The 19671-nt window shown below is 59.6% G+C and carries 15 protein-coding genes; 11 read left to right on the top strand and 4 right to left on the bottom strand.

Annotated elements, in window-relative coordinates:
- The first annotated feature begins 34 nt into the window (after positions 1-34).
- Positions 35-1108, top strand: coding sequence for a 23S rRNA (cytidine(2498)-2'-O)-methyltransferase RlmM (gene rlmM, locus D8U70_RS09020; protein ID WP_122746895.1), 1074 nt, complete (start codon positions 35-37; stop codon positions 1106-1108).
- A gap of 65 nt (positions 1109-1173) precedes the next feature.
- Entirely contained in the window at positions 1174-1422 is a 249-nt protein-coding gene (gene tusA / locus D8U70_RS09015) for a sulfurtransferase TusA (protein ID WP_071173066.1), read from the top strand.
- Between the two features lie 48 nt (positions 1423-1470).
- Here tusA and D8U70_RS09010 read toward each other — a convergent pair whose 3' ends face one another.
- On the bottom strand, positions 1471-2880 hold the full coding sequence (locus D8U70_RS09010) for an MATE family efflux transporter (RefSeq protein ID WP_041477396.1): 1410 nt from the start codon (positions 2878-2880) through the stop codon (positions 1471-1473).
- A 160-nt stretch (positions 2881-3040) separates the two neighbouring features.
- On the opposite strand from D8U70_RS09010, the gene pdxB reads away from it, so the two are divergent.
- Complete coding sequence (gene pdxB / locus D8U70_RS09005; RefSeq protein WP_130928665.1) at positions 3041-4183, top strand: 4-phosphoerythronate dehydrogenase PdxB; 1143 nt, start codon at positions 3041-3043, stop codon at positions 4181-4183.
- A 167-nt stretch (positions 4184-4350) separates the two neighbouring features.
- Here pdxB and D8U70_RS09000 read toward each other — a convergent pair whose 3' ends face one another.
- Complete coding sequence (locus D8U70_RS09000; RefSeq protein WP_024013646.1) at positions 4351-4530, bottom strand: PA1571 family protein; 180 nt, start codon at positions 4528-4530, stop codon at positions 4351-4353.
- A 258-nt stretch (positions 4531-4788) separates the two neighbouring features.
- Here D8U70_RS09000 and D8U70_RS08995 point away from each other — a divergent pair, with 258 nt between their 5' ends.
- Positions 4789-6570, top strand: a complete 1782-nt coding sequence (locus D8U70_RS08995) for an ABC transporter transmembrane domain-containing protein (protein WP_163012194.1) — start codon at positions 4789-4791, stop codon at positions 6568-6570.
- A 154-nt stretch (positions 6571-6724) separates the two neighbouring features.
- Here the strand turns inward: D8U70_RS08995 and D8U70_RS08985 are convergent, their stop codons facing one another.
- A complete protein-coding gene (locus D8U70_RS08985) occupies positions 6725-8653 on the bottom strand; it encodes a transglycosylase SLT domain-containing protein (RefSeq protein WP_122752135.1) in 1929 nt (642 codons plus the stop codon).
- Between the two features lie 214 nt (positions 8654-8867).
- On the opposite strand from D8U70_RS08985, the gene D8U70_RS08980 reads away from it, so the two are divergent.
- Entirely contained in the window at positions 8868-10790 is a 1923-nt protein-coding gene (locus D8U70_RS08980; protein WP_039760799.1) for an ATP-binding cassette domain-containing protein, read from the top strand.
- A gap of 192 nt (positions 10791-10982) precedes the next feature.
- Here D8U70_RS08980 and D8U70_RS08975 read toward each other — a convergent pair whose 3' ends face one another.
- The gene (locus D8U70_RS08975; RefSeq protein ID WP_016775498.1) at positions 10983-11420 is read right to left on the bottom strand and encodes a universal stress protein; all 438 of its coding nucleotides are present in this window, start codon (positions 11418-11420) and stop codon (positions 10983-10985) included.
- A 103-nt stretch (positions 11421-11523) separates the two neighbouring features.
- Between D8U70_RS08975 and D8U70_RS08970 the strand changes: the two genes are divergently transcribed.
- From D8U70_RS08970 to D8U70_RS08945, 6 genes are all read left to right on the top strand, one after another.
- Complete coding sequence (locus D8U70_RS08970) at positions 11524-11961, top strand: hypothetical protein (RefSeq protein ID WP_110603450.1); 438 nt, start codon at positions 11524-11526, stop codon at positions 11959-11961.
- A 525-nt stretch (positions 11962-12486) separates the two neighbouring features.
- Positions 12487-14634, top strand: a complete 2148-nt coding sequence (gene fadB / locus D8U70_RS08965; RefSeq protein WP_024013640.1) for a fatty acid oxidation complex subunit alpha FadB — start codon at positions 12487-12489, stop codon at positions 14632-14634.
- A gap of 29 nt (positions 14635-14663) precedes the next feature.
- Positions 14664-15839: an acetyl-CoA C-acyltransferase FadA gene (gene fadA, locus D8U70_RS08960; RefSeq protein WP_016775495.1), complete on the top strand. Its 1176-nt coding sequence runs from the start codon at positions 14664-14666 to the stop codon at positions 15837-15839.
- 93 nt (positions 15840-15932) lie between these two features.
- A complete protein-coding gene (locus tag D8U70_RS08955; protein WP_071173061.1) occupies positions 15933-16169 on the top strand; it encodes a DUF1653 domain-containing protein in 237 nt (78 codons plus the stop codon).
- Positions 16170-16283: 114 nt separating this feature from the next.
- Positions 16284-18917 (top strand): type I DNA topoisomerase, encoded by a 2634-nt coding sequence (topA, locus tag D8U70_RS08950; RefSeq protein WP_130928664.1) that lies wholly within the window; start codon positions 16284-16286, stop codon positions 18915-18917.
- Between the two features lie 144 nt (positions 18918-19061).
- Positions 19062-19586, top strand: a complete 525-nt coding sequence (locus D8U70_RS08945) for a DUF6586 family protein (protein WP_041477347.1) — start codon at positions 19062-19064, stop codon at positions 19584-19586.
- Positions 19587-19671 lie beyond the last annotated feature (85 nt).

Here is a 19671-nt window from a genome sequence, read left to right as displayed (position 1 = left end):
CGGCCGAATGATCGACCGCTGCCCAGGAGTAAGAATGAACACCCTATTCATGCATTGCCGGCCCGGCTTCGAAGGCGAAGTCTGTTCGGAGATTTCCGATCTCGCTGCCCGTCTCAATGTCGCCGGTTACGCCAAAGCCAAAACCGCCACGGCCTGCGCCGAGTTTGTCTGCACTGAAGCGGACGGCGCTGAACGCCTGATGCGCGGTCAGCGTTTCGCCGAATTGATCTTCCCGCGGCAGTGGGCGCGCGGCTTTTTCATCGATCTGCCGGAAAACGATCGCATCAGCGTAATCCTCGCGCACATGGCCGATTTCCCGGTGTTTGGCAGTCTGTGGCTGGAAGTGGTCGATACCAATGACGGCAAGGAACTGTCGAATTTCTGCAAAAAGTTCGAAGGCCCGCTGCGCAAGGCGCTGACCGCCGCTGGCAAACTGGTGGAAGACGCCAGCAAGCCGCGTTTGTTGCTGACCTTCAAAAGTGGTCGCGAAGTGTTTCTCGGCATGGCCGATGCCGGCAATTCGGCGATGTGGCCGATGGGCATCCCGCGCCTGAAGTTTCCTCGCGAGGCACCCAGCCGTTCGACCTTGAAGCTGGAGGAGGCGTGGCACCACTTCATTCCACGTGATCAGTGGGAAGACCGGCTGCACAGCGACATGACCGGCGTTGACCTCGGCGCCGCGCCGGGCGGCTGGACCTGGCAACTGGTCAACCGTGGCATGCTGGTGACGGCTATCGACAACGGCCCGATGGCTGAAAGCCTGATGGAAACCGGATTGGTCCAGCATCTGATGGCGGATGGTTTCACCTTCAAGCCCAAACAGCCGGTGGACTGGATGGTTTGCGACATTGTCGAGAAACCGGCGCGTAACGCGGCGATGCTGGAAGAATGGATTGGCGAGGGACATTGCCGCGAGGCCGTGGTCAACCTGAAGCTGCCGATGAAACAGCGTTATGCCGAGGTGAAACGTCTGCTCGAGCGCATTGCCGATGGATTCAAGGCACGTGGGATCAAGGTTGATATCGGCTGCAAGCAGTTGTATCACGACCGCGAGGAAGTCACCTGCCACTTGCGCCGCCACGACAGCAAAAAGCCCAAGTCCCGCTAACCGGCAGACGTTGGACGATATTCCCGGCGATGCGCGACAATGCCGGCCAGTTTCTGGAGTAAACCATGAGCGAAATGATCAACACCCCGGTCGACGGCACCCTCGACGCCACCGGCCTCAATTGCCCGGAACCGGTGATGATGTTGCACCAGCACATCCGCGATCTGGTGCCCGGCGGCCTGCTCAAGGTGATCGCCACCGATCCCTCGACCAAGCGCGATATCCCCAAGTTCTGCGTGTTTCTTGACCATGAGCTGGTCAGCCAGCACGAAGAGGCCGGCACCTATCTGTACTGGATTCGCAAGAAGTCCTGACTCAGGGCAAAAAAAGACCTGCAAATGCAGGTCTTTTTTTATGGGTGATCAACCCGCCGAACGACTGATTCGAATTCGCTTGCGCGCACTGCGTGTCAGACGAATCGACAGCATCAACGCTGCGCAGCTCAAACCGACGATCAAACCCTGCCACAAACCGCTCGGACCGCGTGGCTCGCCGAGCCAATCGGTCAGGCCCAGCGCATAACCGACCGGTAAACCAATCCCCCAGTAGGCGAAGAGAGTCAGGATCATCGTTACCCGAGTATCCTGATAACCACGCAGTGCGCCTGCCGCAGTCACCTGGATCGCATCGGAAAACTGGAACAGCGCCGAATAGACAATCAGCATCGCCGCAATGTGAATCACCGTTGGATCAGCGGTATAGATCGCCGCAATCGGCTCGCGCAGCGCCAGCATCAGGCTCGCCGACAGGCAGGCGTAGGCCAGCGCCGTGCCCATGCCGACTCCAGCGGCAAAACGCGCCTCACGCGGTTCCTCGCGGCCTAGCGCCTGGCCGACACGCACGGTAACCGCCATGCCCAGCGAGTACGGGATCATGAACACCAGCGAGCTGACGTTCAGCGCGATCTGATGCCCGGCCACCACCGTCGCGCCGAGGCTGCCGATCAGCAGGGCGATCACGGCGAAGATGCTCGACTCGGCAAACACCGCGATGCCGATCGGCAAACCAATCGACAGCAGACGTTTGATCACCGCCCACTGCGGCCAGTCGAAGCGGCTGAACAGTTCGCTTGAGCGATAGGCTGGTGCCCAGCGTTCGTACCCGGCCAGGCCCAGCGCCATCACCCACATCACGATCGCCGTGGCCCAGCCGCAACCGACGCCGCCCATGGCCGGTACGCCGAAGTGGCCGTAGATGAAGATGTAGTTCAGCGGGATGTTCAGCGCCAGACCACAGAGGCCCAACACCATGGCCGGGCGGGTGCGGCCGATGCCGTCGCTGGTGCAGCGCAGCACGTGATAGAAGGCCACCGCCGGCAAGCCGCTGGCGATGCCGTGCAGATATTGCATGCACGGGCCGATCAACTCGGGATCGACTTTCATCAGATGCAGGACCGGCTCGGCAGCGATCAGCATCGAGGTGGCGATCAATCCGACTACCAATGCCAGCCACAACGCCTGACGCACGATCGGGCCGATCTCGCTGTGCTTGCCGGCGCCGAAACGCTGCGCGACCTTTGGCGTGGTGGCCAGCAGGGTGCCGGTCATCAACAGAAATACCGGAACCCAGATCGAGTTGCCCAATGCCACTGCCGCCAGGTCCTTGGGCCCGACGCGCCCGGCCATCACCGCATCGACGAAGCCCATGGCCGTGGTCGCCAGTTGCGCGATGATGATCGGCAGGGCGAGGGCGAGCAGGTTTTTCAACTCCAGGCGAATCCGCGCAGGGCGGCTCAGCGAGACGGCGACAGGTTGGTCAGTTACAGGGTTCACAGGCAAAGCGTCCAGAAAGTATTGATGCGCAGAGCGGCGCATTCTACGCCGCTGACGCCTCGGTCAGGAAAAATCCTCTGTTGCGCATTTGTAAGCGCAAACCCTGCTGGCTGATCGACGCGTCAGCACCTAAACTGCCGATCCGCCCAAGGAGCCCGCCATGCTGATTGTTGCCGACGAAAATATCCCGCTGCTCGATGCCTTTTTTGCCGGTTTCGGTGACATCCGCCGAGTGCCGGGCCGCTCCATTGACCGCGCGACGGTCGAGCACGCCGATGTGTTGCTGGTGCGTTCGGTGACCAACGTCAATCGCGCGCTGCTTGCTGGCAGCAAGGTGCGCTTTGTCGGCACCTGCACCATCGGCACCGATCATCTGGATCTCGATTACTTCAACGAGGCCGGGATCTGCTGGTCGAGCGCGCCGGGTTGCAATGCCCGTGGCGTGGTCGATTACGTACTGGGCAGTCTGATGACGCTGGCCGAAATCGAAGGCGCGGATCTGACTCAGCGTACTTACGGTGTCGTCGGCGCCGGTGAAGTGGGGGGGCGCTTGATCAAGGTCCTCAAGGGCCTGGGCTGGAATGTGAAGGTTTGCGATCCGCCGCGTCAGGCTGCCGAGGGCGGCGAATATGTCAGCCTCGAGCAGATCATCGAACAGTGCGACGTGATCAGTCTGCATACGCCATTGACTCGCAATGGCGACGACGCGACGTGGCACCTGTTCGATCAACAGCGTTTGCAGCAACTCAAGCCGGGAACATGGCTGATCAACGCGGCGCGCGGCCCTGTGGTGGATAACGTTGCGCTGCGTGAGGTGCTGCTGGAGCGCGAGGACCTGCAAGCGGTGCTCGACGTCTGGGAGAAGGAGCCGGAAGTCGACCCTGCGCTGGCCGAGCTCTGCGTATTGGCCACGCCTCATATTGCCGGTTACAGCCTCGACGGCAAGCAACGCGGGACCGCGCAGATTTATCAGGCCTACTGCGCTTTCAGCGGCCAACCTGCTGCTATCCAGCTCAGCGATCTGCTGCCAGCAACCTGGTTGTCGGAAGTTTCCCTGCACGGTGACAGCGATCCGGCATGGGCGCTGGCGATGTTGTGCCGGGGCGTGTACGACCCGCGCCGCGATGATGCGGATTTCCGCCGCAGTCTGGTGGGGAATGTCGCCGAGCAGCGAGCGGCGTTTGACGTGTTGCGCAAGCAGTATCCGGTGCGCCGCGAGATTGAAGGGCTGAAGGTGCGAATTGAAGGTGATGCGCCGGGGTTGCGGCAGATTGTTGAGGCGCTGGGGGCGGTGGCTGTCTGAATCAGCGCTGGCCTTTTCGCGAGCAGGCTCGCTCCCACAGGGGATCTACAGTGCAGCAAAGTTAAAGGTGGGAGCGAGCCTGCTCGCGAAAGCCAGACCACCAATCCCGAATTGCAGATATAAAAAACCCGGCCAATCAGGGCCGGGTCGGGAAGACGGTGGCTACATCACTCTTGTTCGGCAGGCTTGACCAATCGCTTCTCCAGTTCGCGGCAAGCGTCCTGGATCATGTCTTCAGTGATCGGTACTTCGCGGCCCTGCTCATCGATAATCGAGCAACCCAGAGACTGGTCGGGTTTGGTGCGGATCACTTCAATCTTGTCTTCGCTGCTGTGTTGCAAGGACATGGCCTGTCTCCTCATCAGGTTGTGTGCCTAAGTTAAAACCGCCACGTGACCAGGCTGTGACAACTCCCTGCGGTCTGTCGGCGGGCGGCATCTCTACTCAAACAGAAATGACCGCTCGTCTCAACCGCAACCTTAGACCAATCGTTTCTAGCATCCGGACATCCCGGGCATATTTAACCTGACTCATTGTGATTTACAGAGTTCCACCCCATCTGAGTCTGTAGGCTGGCCCGATCCATCTGCGCAGACGTGAACTCCATGATCTCCATGCTTTCTTCCCGACACCGGCGCGCCCTGCGCCTGACCAGTCATTTTCTCCTGCCGTACCGCTGGCATGCCTTCGGCGCTTTGCTCGCGCTGATCGTCACCGCCGGCATTACCCTGTCGATGGGGCAGGGCATCAAGTTGTTGGTAGACCAGGGTTTCATGACCCGTTCGCCGCATCTGCTCAATCAGTCCATCGGCATTTTCATGTTGCTGGTGCTCGGGCTGGCGCTGGGCACCTTTGCCCGTTTCTATCTGGTGTCGTGGATAGGCGAGCGCGTGGTCGCCGACATTCGCCGTCAGGTGTTCAATCACCTGGTGTATCTGCATCCGGGCTTTTATGAGGACAACCGCAGCTCGGAAATCCAGTCGCGCCTGACCGCTGACACCACCTTGCTGCAATCGGTGATCGGTTCGTCACTCTCACTGTTCCTGCGCAATCTGCTGATGGTGATCGGTGGTGTAGTGCTGCTGTTCATCACCAATCCGAAGTTGACCAGCATTGTCGTGATTGCACTGCCGCTGGTGATCGCGCCAATCCTGATTTTCGGCCGCCGTGTGCGCAATCTCTCGCGCCAGAGCCAGGACCGTATCGCCGACATTGGCAGCTATGTGTCGGAAACCCTCGGCCAGATCAAAACCGTACAAGCCTACAACCACCAGGTTCAGGACGAGCAGCGTTTCGCTTCGACCGTCGAGCAGGCGTTCGAAACCGCGCGTAAACGGATCTTCCAGCGAGCGTGGTTGATCACTTTGGTGATCGTGCTGGTGCTTGGCGCGGTGGCGGTGATGTTGTGGGTCGGCGGCATGGATGTGATGGCGGGACGGATATCAGCCGGCGAGCTGGCGGCATTCGTTTTCTACAGCCTGATTGTCGGCAGCGCGTTCGGCACGCTGAGCGAAGTGATCGGCGAACTGCAACGGGCTGCGGGTGCCGCTGAACGCATCGCAGAATTGCTGCGTTCGGAAAACATCATCCAGCCACCGTCGACCGGACTGGTCACTTTGCCAGCGCGAGTCAAAGGAGAACTTGAACTGCGCGACGTGCGTTTTTCCTACCCGTCGCGTCCGCAAAGCTACGCCGTCGATGGCTTGAATCTGACGGTGAGGGCAGGCGAAACCCTGGCATTGGTGGGGCCGTCCGGCGCCGGCAAGTCCACGGTTTACGACTTGTTGCTGCGCTTCTACGATCCACGCGAGGGGCAGATTCTCCTCGATGGCGTGCCGCTGACCAGCCTTGACCCGCTGGATCTGCGCCGCTGTTTCGCCCTGGTCTCGCAAACCCCTGCATTGTTCTTCGGCAGTGTGGAGGACAACATCCGCTACGGCTGCCCGACGGCCACGCTTGAACAGGTCAAGGAAGCTGCGCGAATTGCCCACGCCCACGACTTCATCGAACAAATGCCGGACGGCTATCAAACTCATCTGGGAGATGGCGGCCTCGGGTTGTCCGGCGGTCAGCGCCAGCGTCTGGCCATTGCCCGCGCCTTGCTGGTAGACGCGCCGATCCTGCTCCTGGACGAAGCCACCAGTGCCCTCGACGCCCAGAGCGAGCATCTGATCCAGCAGGCCCTGCCAACGCTGATGGAGAACCGCACCACGCTGGTCATCGCGCACCGACTGGCCACGGTTAAGAACGCTGACCGCATTGCAGTGATGGATCAAGGCAAGCTGGTAGCGGTGGGGACACATCAGGAGTTGATCGCCAGCAATCCGCTGTACGCACGGCTGGCGGCGTTGCAGTTTAATGATGGTCGATCTGTCACAGCAGACTGAGCAATCGACCAAGTAACCGATCAAGTAACCGACCAAGTGACCGACCAAGTAACCGACCAAGTAACCGACCAAGTAACCGACCAAGTAACCGACCAAAAAAATGCCCGTATCTCACGATACGGGCATTTTTCATGATCCGGCGTCAGCCTGGTGATTACTGATCATCAAAATACCGCTCATGCCAATCCACCAGCGGTTGCGGCGAGTTGAGTTTTTGCCCGTAGATCACCGAGTAGGACAACACGTTCTGCACGTATTGACGGGTTTCGTCGAACGGGATGCTTTCCACCCAGACGTCGAAACTCAGGTGATCAGCGCCGCGCAGCCACTGACGCACGCGGCCTGGCCCGGCGTTGTAAGCGGCGGAGGCGAGTACGCGGTTGCCGTTGAACTGGCTGTGAACCTGGCTGAGATAAGCGGCGCCGAGCTGGATGTTCTTGTCTGGATTGAGCACTTGCTGGGGCGAGGCCAGTGGAATGCTGAACTTGCGCGCGGTTTCCTTGGCCGTGCCGGGCATCAATTGCATCAGGCCGCTGGCGCCGACGCTGGAGCGCGCGTCATCCATGAAGGCGCTTTCCTGCCGGGTGATGGCGAACACCCAGCTCGAATGCAGGCCGCGCACCTTGGCTTCACGCACGAGGGTATCGCGGTGCGCCATCGGGAAGCGGATGTCCAGATCGTCCCAGTACTGTGCCTGACTGATGGTGCGGATCGCCGGGAAGTACCATTTCAGGTCGTAGGCCAGTTTGGCCTGTGCGACCATTTCATCGCGATTGAAATGTCGGCTGACGTGATACCACTCGCGGCGCCCGTCGACGATCTGCCCGCGTGCATGAAACTCCAGCGCGCGACGTACGCCGGGGGTGTTACGGACTTTGTTGATCAACGCCTGGCTGAGCACCAGCGGCTTGTTGTTCAGCGAGTAAGGCGATTGTGAACGGTCTGCGGCGAGGAAGCCGTAAAAGTCTCGTTCCCGCGCCAGATTCTTGTACAGGGTCAGCGCTTGCGGGTTTTGTGGCTCGGCCAGTTCCAGACTGCGCGCCTGCCAGTAGCGCCAACGGTTGGTGGTGGCCAGGTCTTGCGGCAGACGTTTGGTCAGCTCATAGGCATCATTCCAGCGTGCCAGACGCAAGAGCAGGCGCAGGCGCCATTCCGAGACAGTGTTGTCGCGCAGCTCCGGATCGTATTTGGTCATGACGTCCAGCGCGCGGCTGTCGAAGCGGCGCGCAAGGGTCAGGCCGATCTCGCGAGCAATCGCGACTTTTTCATCACGAGAGAAATGCATGCTGCTGGCGTAACCGTCGAGCAAAGCCATGGCCTTGTCCGGATCCTGCCTGGCGAGGCGGCGCAAGCCGAGGCTGACGACGTCTGACATCGGCTCGTCGGCCGGGGTGAAGCGCGACGGCTGGTTGAGCAGTTCGGGTTTCTGCGCCACGTCGACCAGCAAGCGACCGCGCGGGGCGAGGGTGGTCAGGCCGTTGATCAGGCTGTTGGCCAGTGGATAGTTGCGTGCCTGCGCGGCAAGTTTGGTGCGCTCCCAGCGTTTTTGCTCGGTGAGCTGGCCATCGGCGGCCCAGATGCCGAACAGCGCGTCACACGCAGCCGGTTGCGATTTGCCGGTCAGCCAGAGTTTTTCCGCACTGGCATACCCTTCGGCTTTCTTGTCGTGGCTGATCTGGTACTGCGCGTTGAGGCAGTCCAGTTCGGTGAAATTCAGCTTCGGATCGTAATACTTGACGAAGGTCGCCCAGTCGCCACGGTCGGCGAGCCAGCGCAACCAGCGCAGTTTCATCCAATTGGCCTGCGGCAAATCACCGTGTTCGGCGAGGAATTTCTCGATCTCGGCGTTGCTCGCCGTCTTCAGACGCGCGGTCAGCTCGTCGTAGGCCAGATACGGTTCCAGCGGATAATCGGCCAGCGCCTGGCTGTAACGGAAATACGGGCCGGTATCACCCTTGGCCAAGGCGCGCTTGGCTTCATCGTAATACTGGCGTTGGGTGGACAAGTCCACCGCCTGGACGGATTGAGCGGCAGCGGCGGTAAGAAACAAGCAGGACAAAACACTGAAAAGGCGACTGCGCATGAGACATCCGGGCAGAGAAATCATGACAAGTGCCGATCGAAATCCGCACTGAATTGCCTGTAGCTTAGCCTTTTGCCAGCAAGCGGCGAAAGCTTTGCGAGCCTCGCTGCACAAGTTCGCAACAAATGTTGTGCAGAGTGCTTCGACAGACAAATTGCCGGCCTGCTGAAGCCTCAAGTCAGGTAGAATGCGCGCCCGGTTTTTGGAGAAGCTCATGACCCTGCTCAAATTCAGCGATGTGTCCCTTGCGTTCGGCGCTATGCCGTTGTTGGACAAGGTGTCCTGGCAGATCGCCCGTGGTGAGCGGGTGTGCATCATCGGCCGCAACGGCACTGGCAAGTCCAGCATGATGAAACTGGTCAAGGGCGACCAGAAGCCCGATGACGGCTCGGTGTGGCGTGCCCCCGGTCTGAAAATCGGCGAATTGCCGCAAGAATTGCCAGTGGCCGACGACCGGACGGTATTCGACGTGGTCGCTGAAGGCCTTGATGGTGTTGGCGCCTTGCTCGCCGAATACCATCACCTGAGCCAGAACATCGTCACCGACGCCGATCTGGACAAGCTGATGCACGTTCAGCACGACCTTGAAGCCCGTGACGGCTGGCGCTTGCAGACGCTGGTCGACAGCACCCTGAGCCGCCTGCAACTGCCGGCCGACAAGACCCTCGCCGAGTTGTCCGGCGGCTGGCGTCGTCGCGTGCTGCTGGCGCAGGCGCTGGTGTCCGAGCCCGATCTGCTGCTGCTCGACGAACCGACCAACCACCTGGACATCGGTGCGATTGCCTGGCTCGAAGAAGCGCTGAAAGATTTCCAGGGCGCCGTGCTGTTCATCACGCACGACCGTTCCTTCCTGCAAAACCTCGCCACGCGCATCCTCGAACTGGATCGCGGCGGCCTGATCGACTGGAACGGCGACTACGCCAGTTTCCTCGTGCACAAAGAAGCCGCGCTGGCCGCTGAAGAAACCGCCAACGCGTTGTTCGACAAGCGTCTGGCTCAGGAAGAAGTGTGGATCCGTCAGGGCATCAAGGCCCGCCGCACTCGCAACGAAGGTCGCGTGCGCGCCCTCAAAGCCCTGCGCGTTGAGCGTAGTGAGCGTCGCGAGCGTACCGGCAAGGCCAACATCCAGCTGGAAACCGCCGACAAATCCGGCAAGCAGGTGATGGTGCTCGAGAACGTGAGCTTCGCGCATCCGGGCGGGCCGTTCCTGATCAAGGATTTCTCCATGGTCCTGCAGCGCGGCGACCGTATCGGTTTGCTCGGCGCTAACGGTACCGGCAAGACTACTCTGTTGAAACTGATGCTCAGCGGTCTGCAACCGACCAGCGGCAAAGTGGAAGAGGGCACGCGTATCGATGTCGCCTACTTCGACCAGTTGCGCCATCAGCTGGATCTGGAAAAAACCGTGATCGACAACGTCGCCGAAGGTCGCGACTTCATCGACATCGACGGGCAGAGCCGCCATGTGCTGAGCTATCTCGGCGACTTCCTGTTCAGCCCGCAGCGTGCACGCACGCCGGTCAAGGCGTTGTCCGGTGGCGAGCGTGCGCGTCTGTTGCTGGCGAAGCTGTTCAGCAAACCGGCGAACCTGCTGGTACTCGACGAACCGACCAACGACCTCGATGTGGAAACCCTCGAGCTGCTCGAAGAAGTGCTGCTGACCTTCAACGGCACCGTGCTGATGGTCAGCCACGACCGGGCATTCCTCGATAACGTGGTGACCAGCACCCTGGTCTTCGAAGGTGAAGGCAAGGTTCGTGAATATGTCGGCGGCTATCAGGACTGGATCCGTCAGGGCGGCTCGCCGCGTCTGTTGGGCGTGACTGAAAGCAAGTCGGGCAAGGCTGACCTGAACTCGGCGGTGGTTACCGCTGAGCCGGCTCCGGTGGCTGCGCCTGCCGCTGCTGCTCCGGTTGCCAAGAAAAAACTCAGCTACAAGCTGCAGCGCGAGCTGGAAGCCTTGCCGGGCGACATCGACGCCAAGGAGCAACAGATCGCCGCGGTTGAAGCCGAAATGGCTGAAGCCGGTTTCTATCAGCGTCCGCCGGCGGAAACGGCCAAAGTGATTGCTTCGCTGGAGCAATTGCAGGCCGAGCTGGATGCGTTGGTGGAGCGTTGGGCCGAGCTGGATGCCTGATTGCTCCTGATGTAAACAAGCCCGGCGCTCAGTGATGAGCGCCGGGCTTTTCATATGTAACGCGATCTACAGGCGGGAGCAGGTCACCTGTGGGAGCGAGCCTGCTCGCGAAGGCGGTGTGTCAGGCACCACTCATATTGAATGTGCCGACGTATTCGCGAGCAGGCTCGCTCCCACAAAGAGCAAGACAGATCAACGTTTGACCAGGTGCACCGCCAGTACATCGCATGGTGCGCCGTGCAGCACGTCATTCGCGGTCGAGCCGAGCAGCAGTGCCAGGCCATGACGGCCGTGACTGCCGACCACGATCAGATCGCACGCTTGTTCCTTGGCAAAATGATGGATTTCCTGGCGTGGCTGGCCGTAGGTCAGATGGCAATTGGCGCCTTCGAGCTCGGGGTATTTCGATTTGAGTTTTTCAAGACGCTCCTTGGCCTGATCAAACTGCTGTTGTTGCAGTTGTGACAGGTCCATCGGCACGTCGCCACCGAAGGCCATGGCCATAGGTTCAACGATATGCACCAGCGACAACTTGGCAGCGTTGCTCACCGACAGCTCGCGGGCGCGGTGGATCACAGGGTCGCACTCTTCGGTCAGATCTACGGCGACCAGTATGTGGTGGTAGGGCATGAGGTGCTCCTCCTGAGGGTTCGATATTGGTAAGTATGGCTGGTTTCAAGCGCATTGGTTCGCAAGTGACACAATGGGCTCATCAAAAATCGGGAGTACAGATATGACGGTCTGGCTGGTGGTGTCAATCCTGCTGGTAGTTTTAAGCCCGCTGGCATGGTTGCGCCCATCGCGCACGCAGAGCGGGCGCATGGCCCTGCGCATGGAGGCGCGACGCATCGGCCTGGCCATGCAGCTGGCGCCGCAGGAGTGGCCGCACTGGCTGCTGCCGGAGCCGCCGAATCCGTGCGCCCAGTTCCACCGGCCGCGGCGTGGCAGTCAACCGGCGTGCTGGACCTATTGGCAGAAAACCCCGGGCGTGTGGGTCAATCAATGGCAAGAAGTCTGCGATGACCGGACCCTGCTCGATTATTTCGAAAAATTGCCGGGGAATGTTTTCAAGATCGAAGCGGACAAGCAGATGATCGCCTTGTACTGGGGCGAGAAGGGCGAGGCGACGGTTCTGCAGGATATCGACGCGACGCTGAAAGCGCTGGCGTGAAACGGCGACTTTTCTCACTGCAACGGTGTGGAAGGTCTGGCAGACGAGCAATAAAAAGCCCGACATGATTCGTCGGGCGGGTTGGCCAGGCAGGCCGGTAATCTTTTGTTGCGGCAGGCGCTTGTTCGCCCCGGCAAATTTCCTCGCAGTCCCCCCAGCGTAGCCTTCTGAACAGGGCTCGGCGGAAATTAGGGCGACTCTTCTAACTATAGATTCTATGAATGGCTCAACATCGAGACGGGTGTTGCTGCTCATCATGGTGCAGAAATGACTGCAAAGTCGCATTTCAGCCCGAATTTAGGGCGATTGACAATTGTCAGAAATTCCGTGAAGGTGACGTACCCGAATCAAACGGGCGTATGAATTGAGCGTTTGTCTTACAGACTGCTCCTACAGAATCCCGACTATCGCGTTGGCGGGTGTGCCAGGCGGACGGTGTCAGTATCGACGAGCAAAGCGTCCTTCTGAGCCATAAGCCTGCGTCCGACGTGTACTGTTCAGCTTCCATATCGTGGAGATCAGTTGATGATTTACGAAGGTAAAGCCATCACGGTTAAAGCTCTTGAAAGTGGCATCGTCGAATTGAAATTCGACCTCAAGGGTGAGTCCGTCAACAAGTTCAACCGTCTAACCCTGAACGAACTGCGTCAGGCCGTAGACACCATCAAGGCAGATGCTTCGATCAAGGGCGTGATCGTCAGCAGCGGCAAGGACGTGTTCATCGTCGGCGCCGACATCACCGAATTTGTCGACAACTTCAAGCTGCCGGATGCCGAGCTGGTTGCTGGCAATCTCGAAGCCAACAAGATCTTCAGCGATTTCGAAGACCTCAACGTGCCGACCGTCGCGGCCATCAACGGCATCGCCCTCGGTGGCGGTCTGGAAATGTGCCTGGCGGCTGACTATCGCGTCATGTCCACCAAGGCCAAGATTGGTCTGCCGGAAGTCAAACTGGGCATCTACCCGGGCTTCGGCGGTACCGTACGTCTGCCGCGTCTGATCGGTGTCGACAATGCCATCGAGTGGATTGCCGCCGGCAAGGAAAACCGTCCTGAAGACGCCCTGAAAGTCAGCGCCGTCGACGCCGTGGTTGCTCCAGAGAAGCTGCAGGAAGCTGCCCTTGAGCTGATCAAGCGCGCCATCTCCGGCGAGTTCGATTACAAGGCCAAGCGTCAGCCGAAACTTGAAAAACTCAAGTTGAACGCCATTGAACAAATGATGGCTTTCGAAACCGCCAAAGGTTTCGTGGCTGGCCAGGCCGGCCCGAATTACCCGGCGCCGGTTGAAGCGATCAAGACCATCCAGAAAGCCGCGAACTTCGGTCGCGACAAGGCACTGGAAGTGGAAGCTGCAGGCTTCGTCAAACTGGCCAAGACCTCTGCTGCGCAGAGCCTGATCGGCCTGTTCCTGAACGATCAGGAACTGAAGAAGAAGGCCAAGGCCTACGACGAAATCGCCAAAGACGTGAAGCAGGCTGCCGTTCTGGGCGCCGGCATCATGGGTGGCGGTATCGCCTATCAGTCGGCCTCCAAAGGCACGCCAATCCTGATGAAGGACATCAACGAGCACGGTATCGAGCAGGGTCTGGCCGAAGCCGCCAAGCTGCTGGTCGGCCGCGTTGACAAGGGTCGCATGACCGCTGCGAAGATGGCTGAAGTGCTCAACGGCATTCGTCCGACGCTGTCGTACGGCGACTTCGGTCACGTCGATCTGGTCGTCGAAGCTGTGGTCGAGAATCCGAAGGTCAAGCAAGCGGTGCTGGCTGAAGTCGAAGACAAGGTCAAAGAGGACACCATCCTCGCGTCGAACACCTCGACTATTTCCATCAGCCTGCTGGCCAAGGCCCTCAAGCGTCCGGAAAACTTTGTCGGCATGCACTTCTTCAACCCGGTGCACATGATGCCGCTGGTGGAAGTGATCCGTGGCGAGAAGTCCAGCGAACTGGCGATCGCTACCACCGTTGCCTATGCGAAGAAAATGGGCAAGAACCCGATCGTGGTCAATGACTGCCCCGGCTTCCTGGTCAACCGCGTGCTGTTCCCGTACTTCGGCGGTTTCGCCAAGCTGGTCAGCGCCGGTGTCGACTTCGTCCGCATCGACAAAGTCATGGAAAAATTCGGCTGGCCGATGGGTCCTGCGTACCTGATGGACGTGGTCGGCATCGACACCGGTCACCACGGTCGCGACGTCATGGCTGAAGGTTTCCCGGATCGCATGAAGGATGACCGTCGTTCGGCCATCGACGTGCTGTACGAAGCCAAACGCCTGGGCCAGAAGAACGGCAAGGGCTTCTACGCCTACGAGGCCGACAAGAAAGGCAAGCAGAAGAAAGTCGCCGATCCGTCGGTACTCGAAGTGCTCAAGCCGATCGTTTACGAGCAGCGCGAAGTCACTGACGAAGACATCATCAACTGGATGATGATCCCGCTGTGCCTGGAAACCGTGCGCTGCCTGGAAGACGGCATCGTTGAAACCGCCGCCGAAGCCGACATGGGTCTGGTCTACGGTATCGGTTTCCCTCCATTCCGTGGCGGTGCGCTGCGCTACATCGATTCGATCGGTGTTGCCGAGTTCGTTGCCCTGGCTGACCAGTATGCTGATTTGGGCGCGCTGTACCACCCGACCGCGAAGCTGCGCGAAATGGCCAAAAACGGCCAGAGCTTCTTCGGTTAAGCGCCCCCAACTAGAGTGAGAGTGAACTTATGAGCTTGAATCCTAGAGACGTCGTGATTGTCGACTTCGGTCGTACTCCGATGGGCCGCTCCAAGGGCGGCATGCACCGCAACACCCGCGCTGAAGACATGTCGGCGCACCTGATCAGCAAACTGCTGGAACGCAACAGCAAGGTCGACCCGGCGGAAGTCGAGGACGTGATCTGGGGCTGCGTCAACCAGACCCTGGAACAGGGCTGGAACATCGCGCGCATGGCGTCGCTAATGACCCAGATTCCGCACACTTCGGCCGGCCAGACCGTCAGCCGTCTGTGCGGTTCGTCGATGAGCGCGCTGCACACTGCTGCGCAAGCGATCATGACCGGCAACGGTGACGTGTTCGTGGTCGGCGGCGTCGAGCACATGGGCCACGTGAGCATGATGCACGGTGTCGATCCGAACCCGCACATGTCGCTGTATGCGGCGAAAGCCTCGGGCATGATGGGCCTGACCGCGGAAATGCTCGGCAAGATGCACGGCATCACCCGTGAGCAGCAGGATGCCTTTGGCGTGCGTTCCCATCAGTTGGCCCACAAGGCAACCGTGGAAGGCAAGTTCAAGGACGAAATCATCCCGATGCAGGGTTACGACGAGAACGGTTTCCTGAAACTGTACGACTACGACGAAACCATTCGTCCGGAAACCACCCTGGAAAGTCTGGCGGCGCTCAAGCCGGCATTCAATCCGAAGGGCGGCACCGTGACTGCCGGTACTTCGTCGCAGATCACCGACGGTGCTTCGTGCATGATCGTGATGTCGGCGCAGCGTGCACAGGACCTGGGTATCCAGCCGATGGCGGTGATCCGTTCGATGGCAGTAGCGGGTGTGGACCCGGCGATCATGGGCTATGGTCCAGTGCCGGCGACACAAAAAGCCCTGAAGCGTGCGGGCCTTGGCATTAACGATATCGACTTCTTCGAGCTCAACGAAGCTTTCGCCGCACAGGCCTTGCCAGTGCTGAAAGATCTGAAAGTGCTCGACAAGATGAACGAGAAGGTTAACCTGCACGGCGGCGCGATCGCCCTGGGTCACCCGTTCGGTTGCTCCGGTGCACGTATTTCCGGCACCCTGTTGAACGTGATGAAGCAGAATAGCGGCACCTTCGGGGTGGCCACTATGTGCATTGGTCTCGGCCAAGGCATCTCCACCGTCTTCGAACGCGTTTAAGCGTCTCGTCGATGGAAGCCGGGGCCCAGTGCCCCGGTTTTTGTTTTTGGGTTTTTTATTTATTTTTGAAAAGATTTCAGTGAGGGCCGAAGCATGCCGATACAACCTGGGCTCTACCAACATTACAAAGGTCCGCAATACCGTGTATTCAGTGTTGCGCGGCATTCCGAAACCGAAGAAGAAGTGGTCTTTTACCAAGCCCTGTATGGCGATTACGGCTTTTGGGTGCGCCCGCTGAGCATGTTCGTCGAGTCGGTCGAGGTTGACGGCGAGCAGGTGCCGCGCTTTGCTTTGGTGCAAGCCGAACCGAGCCTTTTTGACAAGGATTGAGGCGACTGCGCAGACAACCCTGCGCTTGACCTCACCTTGTATCAACTATATATAGCGGTGCCGCGTCAGGCGCCAACCGCCTTTCACTTCTAGAATTCAGGAATTTTCTGATCCATGGGCAAATCGCTGGTCATTGTGGAATCCCCGGCTAAGGCCAAGACCATCAACAAGTATCTGGGCAACCAATACGTGGTGAAGTCGAGTATCGGCCATATCCGAGACCTGCCCACCAGCGGTTCGGCTAGCGCCAGCAAAGAGCCAGCCGCCAAGCGCGGCAAGGCTGCTGCGGGCGAAGGTCCGGTGCTCTCGCCGAAAGAGAAAGCGCGCAAGCAGCTGGTCTCGCGCATGGGCGTCGATCCCGAACACGGCTGGAAAGCCCAATACGAGATCCTCCCCGGCAAAGAGAAGGTCATCGAAGAGCTGCGCCGGCTCGCCAAGGATGCTGACACCATCTATCTCGCAACCGACTTGGATCGCGAGGGGGAAGCCATTGCCTGGCACCTGCGCGAAGCCATCGGTGGTGATGACAGCCGTTACAAGCGCGTGGTGTTCAACGAGATCACCAAGAAGGCGATTCAGGAAGCCTTCTCCGAGCCGGGCGAGCTGGACATTGATCGTGTCAACGCCCAGCAGGCGCGTCGTTTCCTCGACCGCGTCGTCGGCTACATGGTCTCGCCGCTGCTGTGGGCCAAGATCGCCCGTGGTCTGTCTGCCGGGCGCGTGCAATCGGTTGCTGTGAAACTGGTGGTCGAGCGTGAGCGCGAAATCCGTGCGTTCAATCCCGAAGAATACTGGGAAGTGCATGCCGATCTCGGTACTGCCAAAGGCTCGACCGTGCGTTTCGAAGTGGCTCGCGAAAAAGGCGAAGCCTTCAAGCCGCTGAACGAAGCCCAGGCCATGGCTGCGCTGGAGAAGCTCAAGTCTTCCAGCTACAGCATCGTCAAGCGCGAAGACAAACCGACCAGCAGCAAACCATCGGCGCCGTTCATCACGTCGACCTTGCAGCAGGCTGCGAGCAACCGCCTCGGTTTCGGCGTGAAGAAAACCATGATGATGGCGCAGCGTCTGTACGAAGCCGGCTACATCACTTACATGCGTACCGACTCGACCAATCTCTCGGCCGACGCCGTGGCGATGGCGCGCACTTACATCGAAGACGAGTTCGGCAAGAAATACCTGCCGGAAACGCCGAACGTTTACAGCAGCAAGGAAGGCGCGCAAGAGGCTCACGAAGCGATTCGTCCGTCCGACGCCAATACCACGCCGAGCAAGCTGGCGGGTATGGAGCGCGATGCCGAGCGTCTGTACGAGCTGATCTGGCGCCAGTTCCTAGCCTGCCAGATGCTTCCGGCGCAATACCTGTCGACCACCGTCAGCGTCGGCGCTGGCGACTTCGAGCTGCGTGCCAAGGGCCGTATCCTCAAGTTCGACGGTTACACCCGGGTGATGCCGCAGATTGCCAAGCCTGGCGATGACGACGTGCTGCCTGACATGGCGCAGGGCGATGTGATGAGGCTGATCAAGCTCGATCCGTCGCAGCATTTCACCAAGCCACCGGCGCGTTACTCCGAGGCCAGTCTGGTCAAGGAAATGGAAAAGCGCGGCATCGGTCGTCCTTCGACCTACGCTGCGATCATTTCGACCATTCAGGATCGCGGTTATGTGACCCTGCACAACCGTCGTTTCTACTCGGAAAAGATGGGCGACATCGTCACCGAGCGTCTGTCCGAGAGCTTCTCCAATCTCATGGACTACGGCTTCACCGCCGGCATGGAAGAGAACCTCGATGACGTGGCGCAGGGCGAGCGCGACTGGAAAAACGTGCTGGACGAGTTTTACGGCGACTTCAAGAAGAAACTCGAAGTAGCGGAAAACCCGGACAGCGGCATGCGCGCCAACCAGCCGGTCATGACTGACATTCCGTGCACCACCTGCGGTCGTCCGATGCAGATTCGTACCGCATCGACTGGCGTGTTCCTCGGCTGCTCGGGCTACAGCCTGCCGCCGAAAGAGCGCTGCAAGGCCACGGTCAACCTGGTGCCGGGCGATGAAATCGCAGCGGACGACGAGGGCGAATCGGAATCGCTGGTACTGCGTGGCAAGCATCGCTGCCCGATCTGCAGCACGGCGATGGACGCCTACCTGCTGGACGAAAAGCGCAAGTTGCACATCTGCGGCAACAACCCGGATTGCGCCGGTTACGAAATCGAAGAAGGCAGCTATCGCATCAAGGGCTATGAAGGTCCGAGTCTGGAATGCGATAAGTGCGGCAGCGAGATGCAGCTCAAGACCGGCCGTTTTGGCAAGTTCTTCGGTTGCACCAACCCGGAGTGCAAGAACACCCGCAAACTGCTGAAGAGCGGTGATGCGGCGCCGCCGAAGATGGATCCGGTGAAGATGCCTGAGCTGAAATGCGAAAAGGTCAACGACACCTACATCCTGCGCGATGGTGCGTCCGGCCTGTTCCTGGCCGCCAGCCAGTTCCCGAAAAACCGCGAGACCCGCGCCCCGCTGGTGATCGAGATTCTGCCGCACAAGGACGAGATCGATCCGAAGTACCACTTCCTGTGCGAGGCTCCGCAAAAGGATCCTGACGGTCTGCCAGCGGTCATTCGCTATAGCCGCAAGACCAAGGAGCAATACGTACAGACCGAAGTCGACGGCAAGCCGACAGGCTGGAAGGCGTATTACGACGGTGGCAAGTGGACTGTTGAAGACAAGCGCAGCGCAAAGGCCAAGGCTGAGTAAGCGCTAGTCTGAACAGCGAAAAGGCCGCATGAAACCTTGAGGGTTTCATGCGGCCTTTTTGTTTTGTGCTTGCGGTGGCATCGGCTGATCCACGACACTGTCCGACCTGTGTGAAGCAATTATTTCGTTGTGGAGGCTGCCGTCATGGCCCACGAACTCTATACCCGCACCAACCAGAAGATCTATTTCGCCGGCCTGTCACTCGAAGCTCTGGCTCGTGCTGAAGAGGGGCGGGCGATGAATTCTCTGGCGCTGATCCAGGCCGGGCGTGAGTCGGCGTTGTTCCACCTCTACGGCGCACTGCTGGGCTTGTGTCATGAGATCGCCGGCTTTTATCGTCTGCCGCAGGCCAATTCGCCGAGGGCAGAGGAGTTGTTGAAGCGCGAAGTGCTGGAGTCGATCGCCATTCCGGAGTTGGCCGAAATGGTCGAGCTGGCAGGTAATCCGGAAACCTGGCTGGCGAAACTGCTGGCGGCGCACGCAGCACTGTTTCAGCCACCGAGGGCGCCACGCAAGCCAAAAGGCGACGTGACACAACCGCTGATTCAAGCGATTAATCTTGATGAAGAAGAGGCGCCGGAAGAGCTCAGTCGAGATGAGCTGGAGAGCTGGCGGCAGAACCTCAAAGGTCTGGCCCTGCGTTTCCGTGAAGGTTTGAATGAGTGCTGATTGGATTTGACGCAGTGGCAATCTGAAACATGCTGCTGGTCAAGATCCTGAGCGAAGCTCGAATGATGTCTATATAATCGCTGCC

Source organism: Pseudomonas sp. Sample_20, from assembly GCF_004307585.1.
In the GTDB taxonomy this organism is placed as follows: Bacteria; Pseudomonadota; Gammaproteobacteria; order Pseudomonadales; family Pseudomonadaceae; genus Aquipseudomonas; species Aquipseudomonas atacamensis.
This window is presented reverse-complemented; position numbering and strand designations above follow the sequence as displayed.